Here is a 22022-nt window from a genome sequence, read left to right as displayed (position 1 = left end):
CATGCGTATTTCAGGATTTTCTGCGCTGGTGATCGCCATACTGCTGGCCGGTTGCTCTTTGGCGCCGACCTATGATCGGCCCGTTGCACCGGTCGCGGACAACTGGGCGGGCGAGTCGCTGAAACAAGGCGTTCCGATCAACCAATTAGCGTGGCAGGCGTTCATCGTCGATCCCGACCTGCGCCGTCTGGTGGAGGTTGCGCTGGATAACAATCGCTCATTGCGCCAGACCCTTCTGGACATCGAGCAGGCTCGGGCGCTGTACCGCATTCAGCGGGCCGATCGGATTCCCGGGCTGAATGCAAGCGCGTCCGGCAATCGCCAGCGCTTGCCCTCGGACCTGGCCAGCTACGGCCGGGCAGGGGTGGCCAGCCAGTATCAGGTCGGCCTGTCGCTGCCCGAATACGAGCTGGATCTGTTTGGCCGGGTAAAAAGCCTCAGCGACTCTGCGCTGCAGGAATATCTGGCCACCGAAGAAGCCGCCCGCGCCGCGCAGATCGCGCTGATCGCCGAAGTCAGTCAGGCCTATCTGGTTCATGACGGCGCCCAGCGTCGTCTGGATTTGACCCAACAAACACTGAGCAGCCGCGAATACTCGTTCGCGCTGATCAGCCAGCGCCGCTCCAGCGGTACGGCGACTGCGCTGGATTATCAGGAAGCGCTTGGGCTGGTGGAGCAGGCGCGGGCCGAGCAGGAACGCAATCTGCGCGAGAAGCAGCAGGCGTTCAACGCGCTGGTTTTGCTGCTGGGTACAAAGGACGCAGGAAAAGTGATTCCCGAGCGCCTGACGACGCAGCCGATGCTGGTTCAGGACATCGCCCCGGACACCACGTCGACGCTGATCGAGCGCCGGCCGGACATTCTTGCGGCCGAGCATCGACTGCAAGCGCGCAATGCCGATATCGGCGCGGCACGGGCAGCGTTCTTTCCGCGTATCAGCCTGACCGGCAGCTTTGGTACTTCCAGCGCGCAAATGTCCGGTCTGTTCGACGGTGGCTCGCGCTCCTGGAGTTTCGTGCCGAACCTTTCGCTGCCGTTGTTTGATGCCGGTCGCAATAGTGCCGGGCTGAGTCTGGCCGAAGCCCGCAAGGATTCAGCTGTGGCGGCCTATGAAGGCACGATTCAGACGGCGTTCCGCGAGGTCGCCGATGCATTGGCTGCCACCGACACCTTGCGCCGGGAGGAGGCCGCGCGCCGAGCTCTGGCCAACACCAGCACTGAAACCCTGAGTCTGGCCAGGGCTCGATATGAAGGCGGTATCGACAGCCACCTGCGTTATCTCGATGCGCAGCGCACCAGCTTCGTCAACGAGACAGCGTTTATTGAGATCAGCACGCAACGGCAGATCGCTTTGGTCGATCTGTTCCGTTCGCTGGGCGGAGGATGGTCCACGCCGACAACCGTCAGGTAACGCCCTACCGGAGCTCCTTTGGGTTGGCGCATCCAACCTTTTTTTGCCCCGTGAACCGATAGGTCACGGGGCTTTTTTTGCGGGAAAAAATGAGGATCAGGGGGCGGGCGTGGCGGTGGCGGCGCCGTGCAGAAACATCTGTTCCAGCACGTTGGCCGAGTTGGCACTGGCCGCGCGTCCACGGCGCTCGGCATCGACCATGCCGAAGATCATGGTCAGGAACAGTTCGGTGAACACCGCTGCGGTGACATCGATGCGGAACGCGCCCGATTGCTGGCCACGCAGGAAAAAGGCATCGAGTGCATCGGCATAAGTCTGCCAGCGGTCGCCCTCACCATTGACCGCAAACGTGTCGGGGCGGTACTGAAAGAGTAGGAAAACCAGCATTTCCCGATGCGCCAGATGCTCGTTGATCAGACTGCGCAACGCCTGCACCGGCTCGCCGTGCAACAGGTCAGTGGTGGTGGTGATCTGGTTCAGCACCGTCTCACCATGGCTTTCCATCATCTGAACCAGATTGTCACGGGTGCCGCAAAAGCGATGCAGGGTAGCCTTGCTGACGCCAGCCGCTTCAGCCAGTTCCTTGAGCGTCGCCCGGGGGCGATCAACGATGGCCAAGGCCAGCGCCTTGATGAGTCGTTCATCTTGAGGAGTCAGGGACATCAGTCGGTCTCGAATCGAATTTCAATACGCTGAATTGTGCCGGAAAAGCTCATTACTGCAACGAAAACCACCGAATTAGAGCAAATGAGTTCATTTGAGACATTTTTTATTCATCGCGCAGGTCGAATTACAGAGCGTTCGACTGTCATGAACTGCAAAAAACCTGGCGCGATCTGCCAAGCTTTTGCGGCGCGCGCTACCCAGAATCAAAACCCTCAATAACAAAAGACACTGCATTTGGCCCCAGCCAGATGACGGAGGTTAGTGATGCGCCCAATTGTTTTTTCCTGCCTGACCGTGACTCTCGTCTCACTCGCCATTTACTCGATTTATAGCTTTTACTCGACCGGCTCGTACGGCGCGTTCAGCGCGGTGAGTTCGACGCTGCCGGCGCGCGCGCAGCCTGGTTTGCCGGTTGCCAGCATCGGCGGGTATTCCGCAAGTTTTGAGATACGCCATGTCTGACCAGGTCTATTACCGTTTCGAATACGGCCTTGCGCTGTCCGCTCTGAACCGTGCGCCGTGCAAGATCAATAAGGTGGCGGTGATCGGTGCCGGCACGCTGGGTGGCGGCATCGCGATGTGCTTCGCCGATGTCGGCATTGCCGTGGCGCTGATGGATGTGGACAGGCGCACGCTGAACCGTGGCCTTCGACGCATCCACGAAAATTATCAGCTCCACGTTCAGCGCGGGCAGCTCATCGCCGCACAAGTACAGCCGCGGATGGAGCTGTTATTCACCACGTTCGACTACGCAGATCTTTCGGATGCCGACCTGATCATCGAGGCGACGTGCGAAAAGCTGGAGAGCAAACACCAGGTGTTTCTCGCGCTGGATCAGGTCTGCAAAGCGGGCGCTATTTTCGCGCCCCATACGTCGTCGCTGGATATCGAAGCGCTGGCGAACAAGGTTTCGCGGCCACAGGCTGTGGTCGGGCTGCGTTTCTTCAGCCCGGCCTCCGACATGTGCCAAGTGGAAATTGTGCCTTGCCAGGCCACAGCGGCGTATGCGGTAACGGCCGTCGTGGAGATCGTCCGGCGTATCGGAAAACGGCCGGTTTTGTGCGGCAACGCTGCCGAGTCCAATTTTATCGAGGTGCACTGATGACTTACGATTTCGCCCAGAACTTTTCCCTCGCCGGCCGAACGGTATTGATCACCGGCGCCTCCAGCGGCATTGGTGCGCATCTGGCGCGGGTCGCTGCACATGCCGGCGCCCGGGTGGTGCTGACTGCGCGGCGCGTGGAAAAGCTTGCGCAAGTGGCCAAGGACATTGAGTGGGATTGCGGGCAGGCGCTGTCGGTTGAACTCGACGTGACCGATCGCGGCAGTGTCGAAGCCGCGTTCGATACGGCCCAAGCGCATTTCGGCCTGGTCGACGTGGTGCTCAACAACGCCGGAATCGGTGACGGTCAGCGCCCGCTGGAGATCAGCGAAGAGCAGTGGCGCGCAATGCTGTCGACCAATCTGGACGGCGTCTGGCGTGTGGCCCAGGTTGCCGCTCAACGGCTGGCCAAGGCCGGGCGCAGCGGCAGCATCGTCAACGTGGCGTCGATTCTCGGATTACGCGTCGGCACCGGTTACAGCCATTACAGCGCCGCGAAAGCCGGGGTTGTCCAACTGACCAAATCCCTGGCCCTGGAACTGGCGCGGTATAACATCCGGGTCAACGCCATTGCGCCCGGCTACTTCAAGACCGAGATGAACCAGGCCTTTTTTGAAGGCGAGAAGGGCAACAACTACATCCGCGACGTGATTCCCATGCGGCGCCTGGGCCAGTTGCACGAACTGGCCGGACCGTTTTTGCTGTTGGCCAGCGATGCCGGGGCGTTCATGACCGGCAGCGTATTGGCGGTGGATGGCGGCCATCTGGTCAGCAGCATGTGATGATCGACTCAGTGACTGGCCACCAGCAAGGCCAGCGCCGTGCAAGCAGTCTCGGTTTCGGCTCGCAATCGATCCAGATCACCGTGGGCCGACCAGGCAATGGTCAGCCCGTCTACCAGTTGGATCAACAAGCGACTGGTCGCCTTTAAAAACGCTTCGTCCAACTCAGTTCCCATGGCCCGCTGCAGCGCCTGCTCGGTGGCTTCAATCGCCACCGAGTAAATCTTGCTGGCCATTTGCGGGTCATTGCGCACTGCCCAGAAGAACAACTCGGTCTGCGCCCTGGCCGCATCCGGATGATCGATGAACCAAGTAATCAACTGGCGCAGAACTTCGGCAGTCGTCGCCGCCGCAGTGGTGCCGGCCGGTACCCGTTCCAGCGCTTGCGGGGGCAGGCTGAACAGCGATTCGTAGACGGCATAAAACAGGTCGTTCTTGGTATGAAACACGTAGTGCAACGAGGCCAACGGACAGCCGGCCTGCGCCGAGATACGGCGGGTCGTGGCATTGGCTACGCCGTGCTCGGCGATCACTCTGATCGTTGCTTCGACGAAATCCTGCCGGCGTAATTCAGCGCCCATTCTGGCCATGGTTCAGCAATCTCCCTTATTCCTGGCGCCCCCGAAAACGAAGAGGGCGATGTCGACGCTTGCGGATCCTACATCAACAAATCGCACGACGTCATGAATGAAAACGGTACGTGAAACGGTTGCACCAATAATGGTAACAACTGTTTCGTTATTTCACGTATTGGTGCGTTCCGACGAAACAAACGGGAACATTCTCCGGCAGTTTCCCCGCACCGTCGTTCCGATGAGCGCGCAATCGATTGATAAGAAACGACTAATTCCGGTCCCGCGAATCTTGGCACCGGGCTTGCTTTGATCACACGACTTGGTCAACTGATCAAGTCAGTTGATTAGGTTAGCGCAGGCAACGGGTTGCCACCGTCAAGACGGCCCCGTTGCTGACCAAGGCCCACGAGGATCCCTCCCATGAACACAGTGATTGAGCGCCCCCATAACAATTTTTCTACCGGCGTCGTAATCCGGCACCTGGTCGCAGCCGTCGCCGCCTCGGCGTTTTTCTGTACGGCACAGGCGGCAGACAAGGATCCTGCTTTGCTCGGCAGCAAACTGACCCCGCTGGGAGGCGAGGCCGCGGCCAGCGCCGACGGGGTGATTCCCGCCTGGACGGCGCCCGGCCCTCAAGGTGGCAGTTGGAGCCACGGCCAGGTGCGCGGCCAGCAATGGAAATTCAAGGATGACAAACCGCTGTTCAGTATCGACTCGGGCAACGTCGCGAAGTACGCCAGCAAGCTTTCACCGGGCCAGGTGGAAATGTTCAAGAAGATTCCGGGCTACCGCATGGACGTGTACCCGACGCGACGTAGCTGCGGCGTGCCGGATTTCGTCGCGGACAACACCAAGAAGAACGTCGGTTTCGCCAAGCTCGACGGCGACGGCCTAGCGTTGCAGGAAGCCTACGTGCCGGGCATTCCGTTTCCATTTCCAGCCTCGGGCGCCGAGGTCATGTGGAACATGAAAATGCGCTATCGCGGCGTGGGTTTCGATATGTCGAAGACCGTGTCCGGCATTTCGCCACGCAAGGGCAGTGAGGACTGGCTGCGAACCTCCACCGACTGGTTCATGTACACGCCATGGGGCGTGAAGGGCAGCGCGCTGTTCTCGTCATTCGATCGTCTGGAAGTCGCCACCTACTTCAGCTACACCGACCCCGCCGCACTGGCCGGACAAGCCGGAGTGGTCACGACCAAGGCTGGCGAGCAAGCCACCACGTTCTATTACTTCCCGGGCCAGCGCCGCGTGCGGCGCATGCCGGCGTATTCCTACGACGCGCCGCAAATCGGTCTGGACAATCAATACACCATCGATGAATCCAATGTGTTCTTCGGCCCCATGGACCGCTTCGACTGGAAGCTGCTGGGCAAGCAGGAAATGCTCGTGCCCTACAACTCGTTCGGGGCCTACGACAACTCGGCGAAGATTGAGGACGTGGCCAAGCGCGACTTCATCGCTCCCGAGTCGCGTCGCTATGAGCTGCACCGCGTGTGGGTGGTCGAGGCCACTGTTCGCCAAGGCATGCGTCACCAGGCGCCGAAGCGTCTGTTCTACATCGACGAAGACAGCTGGAACGCGCTGATGGCGGTGGACTACGACAAGCAGGGGCAAATCTGGAAAGTCCGCGAGGGCTACACAATCCCGGTGTACGAGACCGGCACCTGCGACATGGAAGCCCAGGCGCAATACAACCTGGTTGACGGTCGCTACCTGTACGACATGACCTCCATCGGCACCGGCAAGAATGACCATCGCTGGCTGACCGACGGGGCGAGCAATCCGCGCCTGAAACGTGACTTCTACACCTCAGACAACCTGCGCGCCACCAGCGAACGCTGACAGCGGCTTTCGGGAACAGACATGAAAAAAATAATCAGTAGAACCTCAGGTCTTGTCATCGCGTGTGCAGCCCCATTTGCCATGGCGTTCACCTTTGAAACCGAAAACATTCGCGGCTCATTCGATTCCACCCTCGCTGTGGGCATGGGACTGCGCACTGAATCGCGTGGCTGCAACCTCATTACCAGCAGCCCCGGCGGGCACAATCCACCCAGTGGCTGTCTGGCGCCCAGCGCCGGGATTGGTGATCAGGGCGACTTGAATTACGACCGGGGCGACCTCTTCACCAATTACATAAAAGGCACCCATGAGCTGGTGCTGAAATTTCCCGAGGACTACACGTTCATGGCGCGCGGCAGCTGGATCCGCGACTTTGCCGCGACCGACACCAGCGGCGCGTTGTCGGCCGACCGCCCTGCAGGCGTCGGCAGCGACGGCCTGACCAGCAGCGCCCGCGACGATCTGGAGTTCAAGGCGCGGCTGCTGGATCTGTGGGTGAGCAAGAGCTTTGATGTCGGTGACCAGCGGGTCCGCGCTCGCCTGGGTAATCAGGTGATCAACTGGGGCGAGAGTCTGTTCGCGGCCGGCGGCATCAACAACACCAACGCCTACGATGTCATGGCCTTGTCGCGCCCCGGTACCCAGCTCAAGGAAGCCTTGCTGCCGGCGCCGATGCTCAGCCTCGCGTCGGGGCTTGGCGCCGGGGTGAATATCGAGGCGTACTGGCAGTTCAACTGGAACAAAAGCGAATTGCCGCCAGTGGGCAGCTATTGGTCCACGACCCATGCGCTGGGCGAGGGCAGGGGTGCCTACGGGTACGATGAAAAAGAGGCGCGCAACGGCGGCCAATGGGGCGTGTCGCTGCGCTGGCAGCCTGACAACACCGATCTCAACCTGGGTCTGTACGTGATGCGTTATCACGACAAACTGCCGTCACTGAGCGTGCAGGTGGATCCGCAAACCTTCGCCGTGTCGCCGACCTGGGAATATCCGGAAGACCGAATGATGTACGGCATCAGCGCCAACATGCCGGTCGGCGACTGGGCACTGGGCACCGAGTTGTCCTACCGTCCCAAGGATGCGGTACCACTCAACCCGGTCATCGACGCTTGTGCCGCTAACGGTGGCAAATGCTGGAAAGACGCAAAGAAATTGCAATGGCACCTGACCGGCATCTACAGCATGACGCCGTCCAACTCTCCGACCTTGCTTGAATTCACCGGTGCCAGCACCGGCACCTTGTTGAGCGAACTGGTGGTCGTGAAATACCCCGGCCTGCATAACGACTACGCCGGGGAACCGATCGCCGCCGGCCTCAATACCTGGCAACTGGATCCGGCCATTGCGCCAAGCGCCAAGGGCAACAAAACCTCCTCCGGCATCAGCCTCGATTTGAGCCTGACCTACGACAACACGCTGATTCCCGGCTGGCAGGTCACGCCGGGCGTGTTCTATTCTCGCTCGATCAACGGACGCACCCCGAACCTGTCGGCCACCTTCACCGAAGATGCAAGCAGCATGAACCTGTACCTCAATTTCGTGCGCAACCCGGCGAGCTGGCAGATCTCGGTCAACTACGCAAAATTCATGGGTGGCAAGACCCCTTACGATCAACTGCTGCGTGATCGCGATTACGTCGGCCTTGTGGTTTCCCGAACCCTGTGAGGCGCGCCGTGAACAGTTCCCTGAACCTCAAGCAAAACCCTGTGCGCGGCGTCCTGCCGCGCATCGAACAATGGCTGTTCTCGCACCGCCTGCTGACGTTGGCGGGTCTGGCGCTGGTCACCCTGGGCATGGCCTGGTTTGCGGTGCAGTTGCGCATGGAAGCCGGGTTTGAAAAGCAGTTACCCATCGGCCACGAATACATCGAAACCTTTGAGACCTATCGCAATGACTTGCTCGGCGCGAACCGGTTGACGGTGGTGGTCAAGGCGCGCCAAGGGACGATCTGGAGCCAGGCAGGGCTCAAGCGTCTTTATGACGTCACCCAGGCGCTGATATTTCTGCCCAACGTGTCGCGCAGCAGCGTGCGTTCGTTGTGGACGCCCAACGCGTTCGTCAATGAAATCACCGAGGAGGGCTTTCGTGCGGACCCGCTGGTACCGGGGACGGTAACCCCGGAAAGTCTCGATGAGGCGAGCATTGCCATGATCGCCAACTCGACAGCGCAGGGCGGTTTTATCGGGACGTTGGTGGCTCGCGACCAGAGCAGCGCGATGATCACGGTCGATCTCAACGAATTCGATGCCAACGGCCAGCGCCTGGATTATGTGGCGTACAACCAGGTGCTGGAGCAGCAGATTCGCCGTCAGTTCGAGGACACGGATTTCGAGATCCAGATCATCGGCTTCGCCAAGCAGATCGGGGACATTGCTGTGGGTGCGTCAGCGGTTCTCGAGTTCTGTCTGCTGGCCTTGTTGCTGACGGCGGCTGCGGTGTACTGGTACTGCCATTCGCTGCGCTTCACCTTGCTGGCGGTGGGGTGCTCGTTGGTGTCGCTGATCTGGCAGTTCGGCGCCTTGCGTCTGCTCGGTTACGGCCTGGATCCGCTGGCGGTGCTGGTGCCGTTTCTGGTGTTTGCCATCGGCGTGTCCCATGGCGTGCAGCAGATCAACTTCATCATTCGCGAGATCGCCTGCGGCAAATCGGTGGAGGGCGCAGCGCGGGCGAGTTTCAGTGGGTTGCTGATTCCGGGCACGCTGGCGTTGGTCACCGCATTTGTATCGTTCGTGACGTTGCTGTTGATCCCGATCCCCATGGTGCGGGAACTGGCAATCACCGCGTCACTGGGGGTCGCGTTTAAGATCGTCACCAATCTGGTGATGCTGCCGGTGGTGGCCTCGATGCTCAGCGTGCAGGATGGTTACGCTGCCGCCGAGGAAGTTTCTCGCCAGCGCCGCGCTCGTTGGTTGCACGGTCTTGCGCGTTTGAGCGAATGGCACAACGTGCGCTGGGTGCTGGGCATGGCGGTGCTGATCTTTGTCACGGCCGCCTGGCAAAGCCATGATCGAGTCGTCGGTTCTTTGCAGGCCGGCGCCCCGGAACTGCGCGAGGATGCGCGATTCAATAGGGATGCGCTGTCGATCGCCAGCCATTACGACATCGGTCTGGACTGGCTCAGTGTGGTGTTCGAGGTCAAGGTCGAGGGCGGCGCGAACGACTGCGAAAACGTTGCGCTCGGCCAGTATCAGGACCGCTTCGTCTGGGCCATGCAAGGGGTGCCTGGTGTGGTCTCGGTGACCTCGTTTTCCAACAGCCTACGCCAGTTCAACGAGGGTTATAACGAGGGCAATCCGAAAATGAACGCGGTGCCCATCGACCCGACCAACTACTCGTCGATGGCCGCCGAGGTGGCTCGCGTGCCCGGCATGATGCTGCCCGATTGCAGTATGACCGCGGTGCATCTGTTTCTCGCCGATCACAAGGCGACCACAATTCACCGGGTGATCGCCGCGACCAAGGCGTTCCGCAGCCAGTTCACTCAGCCCGGAGTGAGCGTACGTCTGGCGTCCGGTAATGCCGGCGTGATTGCGGCGATCAACGAAGAGGTGGAACGCAGCGAGCTGCCGATGATGCTTTACGTCTACGGCGCAATCGCGCTGCTGGTGTTTGTCGTTTATCGCGACTGGCGCGCCGTGCTGGTCTGCTGCCTGCCGCTGACCCTGGGCACCTTCATCGGCTACTGGTTCATGAAAGAACTGCAGATCGGCCTGACCATCGCCACCTTGCCGGTCATGGTGCTCGCCGTCGGCATCGGCGTGGATTACGCGTTCTACATCTACAACCGTTTGCAGTTGCATCAGGCCCTCGGCCAGCCGATCACCAAAGCTGTCGAGCACGCGTTGCTGGAGGTCGGCGTCGCCACGATTTTTACCGCCATCACCCTGGCGGTGGGCGTCGCCACCTGGGCGTTTTCCGATCTGAAGTTCCAGGCAGACATGGGCAAGCTGCTGGCTTTCATGTTTCTGGTCAATATGATCATGGCCATGACCGTTCTCCCAGCCTTCGCCGTATGGCTGGAGCGGACATTCCCGCGGCGGCGCCCAGTGCGTCTGATCGGCTCACTGGTGCATTGAGGACATAGCCATGCGAAACCTGATGCCTTTACTGGTTCTGATGTTGCCGACGCTGTTGCAGGCGTCATCCTTGCCGGCGGTTCCGGCGACCGTGACGGCCAGCGCCACAGCCGCGACGCTGTTGAGCGTTGCCCGCGCCGGGGAGCGAACCGTTGCCGTCGGTGATCACGGTGTGGTGCTGCTGTCGGACGATCACGGCGGGCATTTCCGTCAGGCTGCGTCCGTGCCGTTGTCCACGCCTCTGACCGGGGTGTCCTTCGTCGACGCCCGTCAGGGTTGGGCCGTGGGTCACTGGGGGGCGATTCTGGCCACTACTGACGGCGGCGATACCTGGCAGGTGCAACGCCTGTCCAGTGCGGAAGATCGGCCGCTGTTTACCGTGCACTTTTTCAATCCGCAGCAAGGGGTGGCGGTGGGGCTGTGGTCGCTGGTGCTGACCACCGATGACGGCGGCAAGACCTGGACCGAGCAGCAACTTGAAGCTCCGCCAGGATCGAAGCACGCCGATCTGAACCTGATGGGGCTGTTTGCCGATCGAGAAGGGCGCTTGTACGCCACCGCCGAACGCGGCCAGTTATTGCACTCGGACGATCAGGGCAAGCACTGGCGCTACATGGATACCGGTTACAGCGGCACTTTGTGGACGGGGGCGGTGCTGGGCGACGGCTCGCTGCTGGTGGGCGGGCAACGCGGCACGTTGCTGCACGGCTCCGCCGACGGCGCACGCTGGCAGCGCGTACCGCTGCAGAGCACGAGCTCGGTCACTGCCATCGATGTTTCCGGGCAAACAGTCATTGCGGTAGGGCTCGACGGCTTGCTCGTGCGCAGTGACGACGGTGGCCAAAGTTTCCATGAGCAACCCAGCGGCGACGGGGTTTCGCTCACGGCGACACTGCTGAACGGGGATGGCTCGCCGATCGTGTTTTCCCGTAGAGGCGTCGTGTCTCGGCGCTGATACCCGGGTGGATGTCGGGAGGCGGGCGCCATGCCGGTTTCCCGGCAGTTCAGCGCGTTTTTTCTCAAACAAGCTGCTGATTTCCGGCCGGTTTTCCCGCGCCTGAAGAAGTCTCTGCAAGCTCGAAATAATAAACATAACGTATGTTGCGTTAAATAATTTTGCTTGTTACAGTCGATGACAAATAACAAAACGCAGCACGTTGCAAGCGCAGCGGTTGCCACTCTCGATGGAGGTACTTTGATGATCTCGCTCAAGTCGACACTCACCCTGCCAGCCGCCGGACTCACCGGTTTCGAAACCCCGCTGACAGAAGAGGAGGCTGCGATTCAGGCCTCCGTGCACCGCTTCGCCAAAGAAGTGTTGCGACCATTGGGTCGCGAGCTGGATCGCATGACCGCCGAAGAGGTGGTTGCCCCCGGCTCGCCTTACTACTCGCTGTTTGGCGAGTTCGCCAAACTCGGCCTCGACCCGGCGCTGTTGGCGCAGCTGCCGCCGGACATGGCGGTGCGGATCGAATCGCTGATCGGTGAAGAACTCGGCTGGGGTGATGCCGGGCTGGCGATCTCTTTGGGCTGCGCCGGTTTCCCTCTCCAAATGGCCGTTGCCGCCGGCAATGCCGAGTTGGTCGAACTCTGCCAGGGCCGGATCGGCTGCTGGATGGCCACCCAACCCGACCGTGGCAGCGACAACCAGATCTTCGACATGGCGCGAGACTGGCCAGCGGGCAAGCCCGGCAATATCGGCAACTTGACCGCCAAAGTGGTTGGCGATGAAGTCATCCTCAACGGCCAAAGCTCGGCGTGGGTCTCCAACGGCGTCATCGCCCAAGTGGCACTGGGCTTGATCTGTGCCGATTACGGTGACGGGTTTTACGATGAGAACGGCCGGCCGCACGGGATTGCGCTGATTATTCCGCTCGATCTCAAGGGCGTGTCCAAGGGCAAGCCGCTGGACAAGATCGGCCAGCGCTCCTTGCCCCAAGGCGAAATCTACTTCGACAGCGTACGAGTGCCCCGGCGCTTTGCTATCGCCGAGCGCGACAACTACTACGGCGCCGTCAGTTCTTCCTGGTCGTTCGCCGGCACCCACATGGGGCAGGTGTTCACCGGCGTCGCACGTGCCGCCTTCGAAATGGCCCTGCAGTACTGCCATGAACGCCGCCAGGGCGGGCATCCGTTGATCGACCACCAGATGACCCGCCTGCGTTTGGGCGACATGTTGCGTCGGGTCGAAACGGCCCGTGCGGTCGCCCGCCGTTCGCTGAGCTTCGCGCGCCTTTCACCGCAAACCCATCCGTACGCTACCGCCTCCGCCAAGGTCACGGTGACCGAAGAGGCAATGGCCGTTGTGCAGGAAGCTTTCCGTCTGTTCGGCGGCAATGGCACCACCCGTGAATACCCGATCGAAAAACTCTTGCGTGACACCCAGTCGTCATTGATCGAGGACGGCGAAAACCGCGTCCTGACCATGCGCCTGGGGCTGCTTGCCCAGCAACTGTACGCCGAAGGTTGGGCCAACAACTGATTCTGCATTCACCCGACATCACTCATCCAAAAACAACAAATGAGGTAAATCCCGATGGCCAAATATCCTGTCGTTGTTTACGGCGCCAGTGGTTACACCGGCATGCTGATCATGGACTGGTTGATCGACCAGCACATCCCGTTCACCGCCGTTGCACGCAACGCCGCGCGGGCTCAGGAAATGATGGCGCAACGCGTCGTCGGTCTGGAGTCGGCCACTTACGAAATCATTGAATGCGCCCACGAGGTCGACGCGCTGGTCTCGGTGTTCAAAGGTGCGCGCGTGGTGTGCAACACGGTCGGCCCGTTCATCAATTTTGGCCTGACTGCCGTGGAAGCGGCCTTGAAAGCTGGCTGCCATTACCTGGATCCGGCCGGTGAGCAGGCGCACATCCGGGCCTTGCGCGACCAGTTCGGTGAGCTGTATCGCCAGGCCGGGCTGCTGCTGTCGCCATCGTTGGCGTACATGTACACCTACGCCGAAATCGCCGCCGAACTGGCCCTGGAAACGCCGGGTGTCGATTCGCTGGAAACCGCGACCCTGACCCGTGGCCCGCGCACCGGTGCTGCCGGGGTGACTGTCGGTTCTACGGCGACCATTTTCGAAGGCGTGCGTTACCCCGGTGCCTACCTGTGGGAGAAGGAACTGGTGCCTTATGCACCGAACGCCAGCTTCAACGTGGTCTGCCCCGATCTACTGGAAGCGGTGTTCTGCCTGCCTTGGGGGGGCACCTCGCTGCCGGTGTTCTTCGAAGATGATGGCCGCGTGCGAAGTTGCATGTCCTGTGTCGGCTTCTACGACAACCCGGTGATGAAAATGGTCCACGGCCTGGGCGAGAAGTGGGAAGCCGAATACAAGCACCTGCCCAAGGAACAGCAGGACGCGGTGATTCAGAGCCTCGTGCAATCGACCACCCCGAGCATGCCGCCGCGTGAGCGCAGCACCCTGCAACGCACCGTCGACTTCGCGATCGGCCGCGGTCAACTGACAGCGGTGCGTGCCACCGTGCATGGCATCACGCCGTACATCGCCACCGGCGCCTTGCACGCCGCTGCCGTGGTCAAGCTGTTGAATAACGACACCGCCAGGACCGGGTTCGCCTCGTCCTCGAAAGCCTTCGGTCATCGCTACCTGTTGGGTTTCCTTGAACAGCGTGGCCTGGCCCGCGCAACCGTTACTCAACTGTGAAGTGACCGACATGGCGATTATCGATTTCTTCGACCGTGGCTGGCGGATCAATCCGCACGGCGCGGCGTACATCCAGGACGATCGGGTGTTCACCTTCACCGAAGTCCGCCATCTGTCCTGCCGGATCGCCAACGCGTTGCTGGCGGCCGGTTTGCCGAGCGGCACCAAGGGTGCGGTCTGGTCGGCCAACGACGCGGTGGCCTGGACCTGCACCCTGGGACTTTGGCGCGCCAACCTGTGCTGGATTCCCGTCGGCGCACGCAACAGCGCCGAAGAGAACCGGCACGTGCTCGATGCCTTCGACTGCGAGGTGCTGTTTTTTCAGCGAGAGTTCGCGCCGATCATCGACGCCTTGCGTCCGAGTCTGCCGAAAATCCGTTTGTGGATCTGCATCGACGAGCACCTGCCGGGCGCACCTTCGCTCAAATCCTGGATTGAGGATCAGCCGGTCACGGCACCGGAGGTCGAGTATCAACTGGACGATGTCGTGGCACTCTCGCCAACCGGCGGCACCACCGGGCTGCCCAAGGGGGTGATGAACACTCATCGCAGCATCCAGACGTTCTGCGCGCACTTCATGATCAATTTCCCTTACGGGGATGACCATCCGCCAGTCAACCTGGCGGCGGCGCCGATGACCCACACCGCTGGCACGCTGTCGCTGCCGTGCACCTCGCGCGGTGGCACGGTGGTGATCATTACCAAACCGGATCCGGCGCTGATGCTGGCAATGATCCCGAAGTACAAGGTCACCGAAACCTTTTTGCCGCCTACCGTGATCTATCGACTGCTGGATGTGCCGGATCTGGCGCAGAAGGTCGATTTCAGCTCGCTGAAGTATTTCCTGTACGGCGCGGCGCCGATGTCGGTGGACAAACTCAAGCAAGCCATCGAGACCTTCGGCCCGGTGATGGCCGGCGGTTACGGACAGACCGAAGCCCCGGCCTCGATCTCCAACCTGCCGCCCGCCGAGCATCTGCACGGTGGGCGCCTGGCATCGGACGAGCGACTGTCTTCAGTGGGCCGGCCTAATCCGCTGGTGCGCGTGGAAATCCTCAGCGACGCCGGGGACATCCTCGGTCAGGGTCAAACTGGCGAAATCTGTGTACGCGGCGATCTGGTGATGAAGGGTTATTACAAAGATCCGCAGAAAACCGCAGAAACCATCATCGATGGCTGGCTGCACACCGGCGACATCGGCCACGTTGATGCGCACGGCTACCTGCACATTACCGACCGCAAGAAAGACATGATCATCTCCGGCGGATTCAACGTTTATCCCAGTGAAGTCGAGCAAGTGCTGTGGAGTCATCCGGCGGTGCAGGACTGCGCGGTCATCGGTGTGCCGGATGAGCAATGGGGCGAGGGCGTGAAAGCCGTGGTCGAGTTGAGCGCTGGGCATACCGTCACCGCCGAGGAGTTGATCGAGCTGTGCAAAAGCCGGCTCGGCTCGGTCAAGTCGCCGAAAACCGTAGATTTCATTGATGCATTGCCGCGCAGCCCGGTCGGCAAGGTGCTGAAGAAAGATCTGCGTGCCCATTACTGGCAAAACGTTGAGCGGCGTATCTGAGGGGAATGATCTGATGGAACCAATTTACATCGCCGGCATTGCCATGACCGAGTTCGGTCGCCACCTCGACCGCAGTCTCCAGGATCTGGCGCTGGAAGCCTTGCAGGGCGCACTCGCCGATTCCGGCGCCTTGCGCGCCGATATCGGTGCGGTGTTCTACGCCGGCATCACCAACGGTCAGTTGCAAGGACAGCTGTCGATTCCCGGGCAGGTGCTGTGCAGCAAGATCGGCCTCGAAGGAGTGCCGGTGTACAACGTCGAAAACGCCTGCGCCTCGGGCAGTACCGCGGTTCATCTGGCAGTGCAGAGCTTGCGCTCGGGGGCTACCAACGTGGCCCTGGCTTTGGGCGCGGAGAAAATGAATGTGCCGGACAAGGCGCGGGCGCTGGCCCTGTTCGAAACCGGCTGGGACGTTTCCACCGCCGAAGAAAACTACGCGACGCTGGTGAAAATGGGCGAGGGCATCGTGGTGCCACCAGGCTCGGAATCTGATCGTCCGTACAGCAAGTTCATGGCCATCTATGCCGCCATGTGTCGCTGGCACATGAAGACCTACGGCACCACTCAGCGGCAGATTGCGGCGGTATGCGCCAAGAACCATCAACACTCGGTGCACAATCCGTATTCGCAATTTCGCAAGACCTTCACCATCGAGGAGGTGCTTTCCGCGCCGCCAATCACCTATCCGATCACGCTGCCGATGTGTGCGCCGTTATCCGACGGCGCGGCCGCTGCGATTCTTTGTACCGAGGCGGGACTGAAACGCATCGGTGCCGACCCGAAACGTTGTGTGCGGATTGCCGCCAGCGTGATCCGCAGCTTTACCCTGCGGGGGCTCGACGAGCCGCACAAGCACGTCAGCCTTTTGGCAGCGCGTGAAGCCTATGAAGTCGCCGGCCTCGGCCCGCAGGACATGCACGTGGCCGAAGTGCACGACGCCTCGGCCATGGGCGAAATCATCCAGGCGGAAAACCTCGGGCTTGCGCCGCTGGGGGAGGGTGGGGTGTGTGCCGAACGCGGCGATTTCACCTTGGGTGGTCGCCTTCCGATCAACCCCTCTGGCGGCCTGGAATCCAAGGGCCATCCGCTGGGTGCGACAGGGATCGGCCAGTTGTACGAGCTGACCACGCAGTTGCGCGGGGAGGCCGGTGCACGCCAGGTACCCGGTGCGCGGCATGCCATCCAGGAAAACGGTGGCGGGCTGCAGGGTGTCGAGGAAGCCGCCGTCGCTATTCACATCCTGAGTCGATAGGAGCGCATCACATGTCCATGACCTACCAATCACGAGAGCTGGAAAGCCACTTCGCCGGCGGGCATTTCCGTCGGCTGGGAGGCTGGGTCGAAACCCCGGCGGATCTGCAACCCGAGCTCGAGGGCGATGTCAGCGCGGACGTCATCGTGATCGGTGCCGGTTTCGCCGGGCTGTCCACCGCCCTGGAACTGACGGCGTTGGGGGCCAAGGTTGTGGTGCTGGAGCAGGCGTTTGCCGGTTTCGGCGCCAGCGGGCGGAACGCCGGCTATCTGGGTGGCAGCATCGGCATCGAGTTCGAGTTGTTCTTGAAACGTGTCGGCAAGGAAAAAGCGCAAAACATCGTCAGGTTCTATGACGAAGCGGTCGCCTACGTCGAAGGTCGGTTGCGCGAACTGGGGATCGACTGCGACTACAACGCCTCGGGCATCATCAGGGCGGGGATCCATCCGTCGCAGGAGAAAAGGCTGCGCAAAAGCATGGCCGTGGGCCACGGCCTGGGGTCGCCAACCGAATTTCTGGATCAGGGACAAATGCGTGCGCGGGGGATTCCACCGGCCTTTCTGTTTGGCTGTCTGCAACGCCACGGCGGTACCCTGGACCCTGGCAAATACGTGATGGGCCTGCGCCGCGCTGCACTCCAGGCGGGGGTGAGGCTGTATGAAAACACCACGCTTGAGTCGTACTCCGACGGGCCGACGATCACCTGCCGGACGCCACGCGGTCGGGCGAGCGCGCCAATAGTGGTGCTGGCAACCAATGCCTATACGCCGCAACTCGGTCTTCTGCGCGACAAAGTCGTACCGTTTCGGGTATCGGCGGTCGAAACCGAGCCATTGACACCACAGCAGTTGGCATCGCTGGGCTGGGCAGGGCGGGAAGGGTTGACCACGCCGCACCTGGTGATGGAAAGCCATCGCCTAACCGCACGCAATACGCTGCTGATGACCACCAAACGGCTAGGTTATGCCTACGGCTCGAAAACCCCGAACATTCCCGATGAGGTGACCTACCGCGCGTTGCAAGACAACCTTGGCGTGCGTTTCCCGATGTTGCGCGGTGTCGGCATTCAAGCGTGCTGGAGTGGTTACGTCAGCATGGCCTACGACGCGTTGCCGGTGGTGGGCGAAACTGGGTCGCACCACAACATTCTCTACACCGCGGGTTGCTCCGGACACGGTGTCGCCTCGCAGTCGCTGATCGGCCATCTGCTGGCGGAAAGAATCGGCGGTATCGAGCATCCGCTGCTCGCCGCGCTGCGGCATAAAACCCCGAAAACCCTGCCCGAACCACTGCAGTGGTGCGCCGTGAATGTGGCGCTGGGGGGAGCACATCTGCTGGACGAATACACCAACCGCAAAGTTGCGCGCCCTCATGCCTGACGGTTGAGGCTTATAGAACCAACACGCTGATTTTCCGTGGTGACGCTGACCTTGGAGTCCTAGGTCCGGCAGGCGTTCGCCTGCAGAAAGACAAACGAATGTTTGCGTTTTCGTCGCCACTTTTTTACTGCCGCACCCACGCTCGGCCACGGGCGTTCAATCCAACAATAACGTGATGTGAGGCCTCGAACATGAGCACTGACGCCCCTCCCGATCTGAAGCGAAGACAATTACTCAAACTGGCCGGTGCCACCGCCGCCATGGGATCGATCGGTTTGAACCTTGGCCCGGCCAATGCCGCCGATGCGCTGCAAAAAGACAGTCCGGACGATGTGTTTGATGTGGTGATCATCGGTGCCGGCCTGGCTGGTTTGACCGCCGCCCGTGATCTGCATCTGGCAGGTTGTGAGTCGCTTCTGGTGCTCGAAGCGCGCGATCGTGTCGGTGGCCGCACCCTCAATCATGACTTGGGCTCCGGCTACATTTCCGAAGCCGGAGGTCAGTGGATCGGTCCAGGACAAACCGCCGTAGCGGATCTGGCCCGTGAGCTTGAGGTCGGTACCTTTCCCAGTTTTTATGACGGGGAAACCGTGATCCTCGGGGGCGATGGACGTGTCGCCGTTGATTTGAAAGGCACCTTCGGTACCGACGAAAGCGTCTCGGCAAAACTCAGCGAGCTGTCGCGTGATGTGCCGTGCGGGGCGCCATGGAAATCCCCCCGGGTGGCCGAACTGGACAAACTCTCGGCGGGCGACTGGCTCGCTCAGCAAAACATCAAGCCGGAAGACCGCGCAGGGTGGAATGCCAGCTTCCTCCTGACCTGCGGTGTCACGCCGGCGAAGATGGGCTTCTTGCATTTTCTGTCGATGATCAATTCGGCCGGCAGCGAATACATGCGGCTCGACTCGATCAAGGACAGCGCGCAAGGCACGCGGATCGTCGGCGGTTCACAGGTTCTCAGCAGCAAAATGGCGCAATTGCTGGGCGACAAGGTTCGCTTGTCGTGCCCGGTGCGCAAAATTGCTGACTGGAACCGCGACATCGTCAGACTGCAAACGGATCAGGGCGAGATCCGCGCCCGCCGGGTGATCATGGCGATTCATCCCGCGCTGTGCCAACGCCTGCAATTCGATCCACCGCTGCCCGAAGCTCGCGCCGCCCTGCAACGGGCCTGGCCAGCGCACTCGCCGGCACGCAAGACCGCAATGGTTTACCAGCGGCCTTTCTGGCGCGACAAGGGTTTGAACGGTCACATCATTCAGGTCGGCGGGCCAGTCATCTGGGCTTACGACAACTCGCCGCCAAACGGCGAAATCGGCGTGATCAATGCATTCATTCTGAATGCCGCAGCTCCCACCGACCCCGAAGCCGCGAAGCGTGTGCAGACCGAAATCTATGCATGCGCCCTGGGGGATGCAGCGCTTGAGCCGGTTTCCTACCACGATCACGACTGGGCGCATTACGACCCGGTGGACCATCACGTGCGTGTCGCCGATTCCCTCCGGTTTCTGGTCGACACATGGCGAGGCACTGCGTCCGCCGTGCGGCAATCTGTTCTGGTCGGGCAGCGAAACCGCTGACATCTGGGCAGGTTACATGGACGGTGCCGTGCGCGCCGGACGCCACAGCGCCTTGCAGGTGCTCAACGCGTTACGTCGGGCATAGGAGACGACAATGAAAAAAATCATAGCGCTTGGCGTCATCACGGTCATTGTGGTGCTGGTGGCGGTTTTCGGCCGTGATCTGCTCGACCTGTATCGGCTGCAGACTTACATCACGACCTCCACGGAGGCCTATCAGGCCGAACGCGGAAACTGGCCACACCTGACCGATGCCTGCACCGGTTGCCATGGCAGCCACGGTAACTCGCTGAACCCGACATATCCGAGCCTGGCCGGGCAACCCGCCGCGTATCTGTCTGCCCAGTTGCGCAACTTCGCGAGCGGGCAACGGCTTGCGCCCAACATGGGGCCGCTGGCGATGACCCTCAGCCCGGATGAAATTGATCTGCTGGCGAAGTTCTACGCCCGGCAATCGGTCGTTGCTCATGCGGCTGTCAGCCCTGACGAGGGGCTGAAGGATCAGGGCAAACAACTGGTGCAAATCCGCGGTTGCACCGCCTGTCATGGTGCCGAGCTGATGGGCCACGACGCCTTCCCGCGCCTGGCTGCACAAGGTCAGGACTACCTTTTGGCCCAGCTCAACGCTTTTGCCAGCGGCGAGCGCATTGAGCCCAGTGGCGCGATGCAAGCCATGGCAGCGGCGCTGTCAGCGCAGGAGCGCCAGGCGATTGCGGCTTACCTGGCCGCACTGGTTCCTCAATCCCGCTAACCCATCAAATTTTCTGTCAGCTGTACCGAGGCTATCGTTATGGAACCGAGAAATATTGTGCTGTGCCTTGCCTGTTTCTTGCTGCTTGCCAATGGTCTGACCTTTGGCATCAGGTTTCTGAAGAAGAGAAACCTGCTACTGGCTCTGGAGTGGTTTGTGGTTGCGTTTTCCGCGACAAACTTCTTGATCTTCTTCCTGACAGGATCGGAGCATGCGTACCTGATTTCATACTTCTGCGACGCGTTCTCCAGAGCCTTCGGGATTCCACTGATTACCGTGCTCGGGCTGATGGCGGTAACGCATGCGTACAAGCCCTCCGTGAGCAAGGAGCTCATGATGTTTGCCGGCGCTCTGTTGGGCACGCTCGCGTTGATCTCTACCAAGGTCCTGGTCACGCTCCTGCCGTATTTCTACGTGCTGATGTGGGTGATGTTTTCGGTCTACCTGGTGTATTTCGCGGTACGCCTGGCAAATGCCGGAGAGTCATTGCATGCGATCGGTGTGATGTTTGGCATGCTCGCCTCACTGACCATTGCCTGCATCTACGACTTCTACAAGATCCCCGGCGACGACAGCAATGTGCTGCTCAACTTCTACGTGCTTGCACTGACGACCTGGGCTTATCTGCTGGTGCACCTGTATTACGCGTATTGCGCGCTGGAGCGCGCGAAGGGCGCAATGGCAGTTCTGCAAACGCGCTGAGGGAGAGTTGAAGTGCTCGAAGCCGCCGTTCTGGCGGCTTTTTTGCGTGATGCGGAGTAGGGCGGTGGGCATCCTTGCCCGGGCAGGATCAAGGGTACAGCTTGGCCAGATAATGCGCCACGGCCTTGATGTCCTCATCGGACAGGGTGCCCGCCATGGCATTCATGGCCTGCGTCGGATCGGTGCGTTGGCCACGTTTGAAAGCGCTCAGTTGATCGCTCAGATAAAGCTGCCCTTGTCCGGCGATACGCGGAGCCAGGGAGCCGCCAGAGAGTTTTTCGCCGTGGCAGGCTGCACAACCATTGGCGGCGACCACGCGCTGGCCGCGCTGGTCCAGCGCATCATCCTTGGCGGGGCTTCAGTCACGCCGGGTTGCTGTTCGGCAGAATAACTGGCCAGGCGCTTGATCTGCTCGTCGGTCAGATTGGCCGCCAGCGGCTGCATCTGGGCACTGTGGCGACGCCCTTCGGCAAACGCGCGCAACTGGTTTTCGATGTATGCCGTAGGCTGCCCTGCAAGCGCTGCGTATTGAGCGTCGCGGGGTTGACCGCTGGCGCCATGGCAAAGCGCGCAGGTGTCCTGCAACTGTGGCCACGCACCACCGTTGGCCTGGTATGCAGCGTCGCGCTGATCCACGGCCTGCATGAAACGATACCCCCCC

At 61.1% G+C, this 22022-nt stretch carries 19 protein-coding genes and 1 pseudogene; 16 read left to right on the top strand and 4 right to left on the bottom strand.

The features are described from left to right. The first annotated feature begins 1 nt into the window (after nucleotide 1). On the top strand, nucleotides 2-1411 hold the full coding sequence (locus J3P75_RS14055; RefSeq protein WP_434707103.1) for an efflux transporter outer membrane subunit: 1410 nt from the start codon (nucleotides 2-4) through the stop codon (nucleotides 1409-1411). Between the two features lie 96 nt (nucleotides 1412-1507). Here J3P75_RS14055 and J3P75_RS14050 read toward each other — a convergent pair whose 3' ends face one another. Then, entirely contained in the window at nucleotides 1508-2074 is a 567-nt protein-coding gene (locus J3P75_RS14050; RefSeq protein WP_434674487.1) for a TetR/AcrR family transcriptional regulator, read from the bottom strand. 267 nt (nucleotides 2075-2341) lie between these two features. Between J3P75_RS14050 and J3P75_RS14045 the strand changes: the two genes are divergently transcribed. Genes J3P75_RS14045 through J3P75_RS14035 form a run of 3 tightly spaced genes read left to right on the top strand, consistent with a single transcriptional unit; the run spans nucleotide 2342 to nucleotide 3961 of the window. Further along, nucleotides 2342-2539 carry a hypothetical protein gene (locus J3P75_RS14045; protein ID WP_434674488.1) on the top strand — a complete coding sequence of 66 codons (198 nt, stop codon included), beginning with the start codon at nucleotides 2342-2344 and terminating at the stop codon, nucleotides 2537-2539. Further along, nucleotides 2532-3179: a 3-hydroxyacyl-CoA dehydrogenase family protein gene (locus J3P75_RS14040; protein ID WP_434674489.1), complete on the top strand. Its 648-nt coding sequence runs from the start codon at nucleotides 2532-2534 to the stop codon at nucleotides 3177-3179. The genes J3P75_RS14045 and J3P75_RS14040 overlap by 8 nt, the downstream gene beginning before the upstream one ends. Beyond that, entirely contained in the window at nucleotides 3179-3961 is a 783-nt protein-coding gene (locus J3P75_RS14035; RefSeq protein ID WP_434674490.1) for an SDR family NAD(P)-dependent oxidoreductase, read from the top strand. Before J3P75_RS14040 ends, J3P75_RS14035 begins: the two co-directional genes overlap by 1 nt. Nucleotides 3962-3969: 8 nt before the next feature. Here J3P75_RS14035 and J3P75_RS14030 read toward each other — a convergent pair whose 3' ends face one another. Beyond that, nucleotides 3970-4551, bottom strand: a complete 582-nt coding sequence (locus J3P75_RS14030) for a TetR/AcrR family transcriptional regulator (RefSeq protein ID WP_434674491.1) — start codon at nucleotides 4549-4551, stop codon at nucleotides 3970-3972. A gap of 405 nt (nucleotides 4552-4956) precedes the next feature. Between J3P75_RS14030 and J3P75_RS14025 the strand changes: the two genes are divergently transcribed. The 12 genes and pseudogenes from J3P75_RS14025 to J3P75_RS13970 all read left to right on the top strand — a co-directional run bounded on the left by J3P75_RS14025 (nucleotide 4957) and on the right by J3P75_RS13970 (nucleotide 21361). Next, entirely contained in the window at nucleotides 4957-6381 is a 1425-nt protein-coding gene (locus J3P75_RS14025) for a DUF1329 domain-containing protein (protein ID WP_122609292.1), read from the top strand. A gap of 81 nt (nucleotides 6382-6462) precedes the next feature. Next, nucleotides 6463-8046, top strand: a complete 1584-nt coding sequence (locus J3P75_RS14020) for a DUF1302 domain-containing protein (protein ID WP_434707102.1) — start codon at nucleotides 6463-6465, stop codon at nucleotides 8044-8046. A gap of 8 nt (nucleotides 8047-8054) precedes the next feature. Then, nucleotides 8055-10457 (top strand): efflux RND transporter permease subunit, encoded by a 2403-nt coding sequence (locus J3P75_RS14015; RefSeq protein ID WP_434707101.1) that lies wholly within the window; start codon nucleotides 8055-8057, stop codon nucleotides 10455-10457. A gap of 10 nt (nucleotides 10458-10467) precedes the next feature. Then, nucleotides 10468-11412, top strand: a complete 945-nt coding sequence (locus tag J3P75_RS14010) for a WD40/YVTN/BNR-like repeat-containing protein (protein ID WP_434707100.1) — start codon at nucleotides 10468-10470, stop codon at nucleotides 11410-11412. Between the two features lie 243 nt (nucleotides 11413-11655). Next, the gene (locus tag J3P75_RS14005) at nucleotides 11656-12939 is read left to right on the top strand and encodes an acyl-CoA dehydrogenase family protein (protein WP_434707099.1); all 1284 of its coding nucleotides are present in this window, start codon (nucleotides 11656-11658) and stop codon (nucleotides 12937-12939) included. A gap of 54 nt (nucleotides 12940-12993) precedes the next feature. Next, entirely contained in the window at nucleotides 12994-14127 is a 1134-nt protein-coding gene (locus J3P75_RS14000; RefSeq protein ID WP_122607415.1) for a saccharopine dehydrogenase family protein, read from the top strand. Nucleotides 14128-14137: 10 nt separating this feature from the next. Next, nucleotides 14138-15697, top strand: coding sequence for an AMP-binding protein (locus tag J3P75_RS13995; RefSeq protein ID WP_122607421.1), 1560 nt, complete (start codon nucleotides 14138-14140; stop codon nucleotides 15695-15697). Nucleotides 15698-15710: 13 nt separating this feature from the next. Further along, nucleotides 15711-16949, top strand: a complete 1239-nt coding sequence (locus J3P75_RS13990) for a thiolase family protein (protein WP_434671930.1) — start codon at nucleotides 15711-15713, stop codon at nucleotides 16947-16949. A gap of 11 nt (nucleotides 16950-16960) precedes the next feature. Next, the gene (locus tag J3P75_RS13985; protein ID WP_434707098.1) at nucleotides 16961-18328 is read left to right on the top strand and encodes an NAD(P)/FAD-dependent oxidoreductase; all 1368 of its coding nucleotides are present in this window, start codon (nucleotides 16961-16963) and stop codon (nucleotides 18326-18328) included. A gap of 191 nt (nucleotides 18329-18519) precedes the next feature. After that, nucleotides 18520-19993 (top strand): annotated as a pseudogene (locus J3P75_RS13980) (flavin monoamine oxidase family protein). A 9-nt stretch (nucleotides 19994-20002) separates the two neighbouring features. Further along, complete coding sequence (locus J3P75_RS13975; RefSeq protein WP_434671933.1) at nucleotides 20003-20659, top strand: c-type cytochrome; 657 nt, start codon at nucleotides 20003-20005, stop codon at nucleotides 20657-20659. A gap of 39 nt (nucleotides 20660-20698) precedes the next feature. Then, nucleotides 20699-21361, top strand: a complete 663-nt coding sequence (locus J3P75_RS13970) for a hypothetical protein (RefSeq protein WP_150370564.1) — start codon at nucleotides 20699-20701, stop codon at nucleotides 21359-21361. Nucleotides 21362-21449: 88 nt separating this feature from the next. Here the strand turns inward: J3P75_RS13970 and J3P75_RS13965 are convergent, their stop codons facing one another. Together J3P75_RS13965 and J3P75_RS13960 are read right to left on the bottom strand one after the other, a co-directional pair. After that, nucleotides 21450-21677, bottom strand: a complete 228-nt coding sequence (locus J3P75_RS13965; protein ID WP_434671934.1) for a c-type cytochrome — start codon at nucleotides 21675-21677, stop codon at nucleotides 21450-21452. After that, nucleotides 21581-22006 carry a c-type cytochrome gene (locus J3P75_RS13960; RefSeq protein WP_434707097.1) on the bottom strand — a complete coding sequence of 142 codons (426 nt, stop codon included), beginning with the start codon at nucleotides 22004-22006 and terminating at the stop codon, nucleotides 21581-21583. Before J3P75_RS13960 ends, J3P75_RS13965 begins: the two co-directional genes overlap by 97 nt. Nucleotides 22007-22022 lie beyond the last annotated feature (16 nt).

Origin of the sequence: Pseudomonas sp. R1-1 (assembly GCF_051132135.1) — a bacterium.
Lineage (GTDB): Bacteria > Pseudomonadota > Gammaproteobacteria > Pseudomonadales > Pseudomonadaceae > Aquipseudomonas.
Note: the sequence above shows the minus strand (reverse complement) of the source record. Positions and strands in the feature narration are given on the sequence as shown.

Bases quoted from the DNA above. Each gene is read 5' to 3' on its own strand.
- J3P75_RS14000 (WP_122607415.1), top strand. From the start codon at position 12,994: ATGGCCAAATATCCTGTCGTTGTTTACGGCGCCAGTGGTTACACCGGC.
- J3P75_RS14045 (WP_434674488.1), top strand. From the start codon at position 2,342: ATGCGCCCAATTGTTTTTTCCTGCCTGACCGTGACTCTCGTCTCACTC.
- J3P75_RS14050 (WP_434674487.1), bottom strand. From the start codon at position 2,074: ATGTCCCTGACTCCTCAAGATGAACGACTCATCAAGGCGCTGGCCTTG.
- J3P75_RS14025 (WP_122609292.1), top strand. From the start codon at position 4,957: ATGAACACAGTGATTGAGCGCCCCCATAACAATTTTTCTACCGGCGTC.
- J3P75_RS14030 (WP_434674491.1), bottom strand. From the start codon at position 4,551: ATGGCCAGAATGGGCGCTGAATTACGCCGGCAGGATTTCGTCGAAGCA.
- J3P75_RS13990 (WP_434671930.1), top strand. From the start codon at position 15,711: ATGGAACCAATTTACATCGCCGGCATTGCCATGACCGAGTTCGGTCGC.
- J3P75_RS13995 (WP_122607421.1), top strand. From the start codon at position 14,138: ATGGCGATTATCGATTTCTTCGACCGTGGCTGGCGGATCAATCCGCAC.
- J3P75_RS13970 (WP_150370564.1), top strand. From the start codon at position 20,699: ATGGAACCGAGAAATATTGTGCTGTGCCTTGCCTGTTTCTTGCTGCTT.
- J3P75_RS14005 (WP_434707099.1), top strand. From the start codon at position 11,656: ATGATCTCGCTCAAGTCGACACTCACCCTGCCAGCCGCCGGACTCACC.
- J3P75_RS13985 (WP_434707098.1), top strand. From the start codon at position 16,961: ATGTCCATGACCTACCAATCACGAGAGCTGGAAAGCCACTTCGCCGGC.
- J3P75_RS14055 (WP_434707103.1), top strand. From the start codon at position 2: ATGCGTATTTCAGGATTTTCTGCGCTGGTGATCGCCATACTGCTGGCC.
- J3P75_RS13975 (WP_434671933.1), top strand. From the start codon at position 20,003: ATGAAAAAAATCATAGCGCTTGGCGTCATCACGGTCATTGTGGTGCTG.
- J3P75_RS13960 (WP_434707097.1), bottom strand. From the start codon at position 22,006: ATGCAGGCCGTGGATCAGCGCGACGCTGCATACCAGGCCAACGGTGGT.
- J3P75_RS14020 (WP_434707102.1), top strand. From the start codon at position 6,463: ATGGCGTTCACCTTTGAAACCGAAAACATTCGCGGCTCATTCGATTCC.
- J3P75_RS14040 (WP_434674489.1), top strand. From the start codon at position 2,532: ATGTCTGACCAGGTCTATTACCGTTTCGAATACGGCCTTGCGCTGTCC.
- J3P75_RS14010 (WP_434707100.1), top strand. From the start codon at position 10,468: ATGCGAAACCTGATGCCTTTACTGGTTCTGATGTTGCCGACGCTGTTG.
- J3P75_RS14035 (WP_434674490.1), top strand. From the start codon at position 3,179: ATGACTTACGATTTCGCCCAGAACTTTTCCCTCGCCGGCCGAACGGTA.